This window comes from Streptomyces sp. SID14478 (assembly GCF_010548525.1).
Lineage (GTDB): Bacteria > Actinomycetota > Actinomycetes > Streptomycetales > Streptomycetaceae > Streptomyces.
Window position 1 is genome coordinate 1 of sequence record NZ_JAAGMG010000903.1, and the last position, 284, is coordinate 284.

Here is a 284-nt window from a genome sequence, read left to right on the forward strand (position 1 = left end):
GGCCGGCATCGCGGACACCCTGGCCCTCGGCATCCTCTGCGAGGCGTACGGGCAGGGCGTCCCCACCGCCGTCCTCCCCGCCGTGAACTCCTTCCTCGCCCGGCACCCCGCGTACGTCGAGAGTCTGGCCAGGCTGCGCGCCATGGGCGTACGGGTCAGCTCCGCCACGCCGCACACGCCCAAGTCCGGTGAGACGGCGGTCTTTCCGTGGGAGGAGGCGCTGGAACTGCTCGCACCCGAGCGCGCCGAGTAGGGGCGATTTTCGGACAGGTGCGGCATACGGC

Annotated in this window: 1 pseudogene; it reads left to right on the plus strand. The window is 72.2% G+C overall.

The features are described 5' to 3' along the window. Positions 1 to 253, plus strand: a pseudogene (locus G3I40_RS29235) (flavoprotein); the annotation flags it as partial. Positions 254 to 284 lie beyond the last annotated feature (31 nt).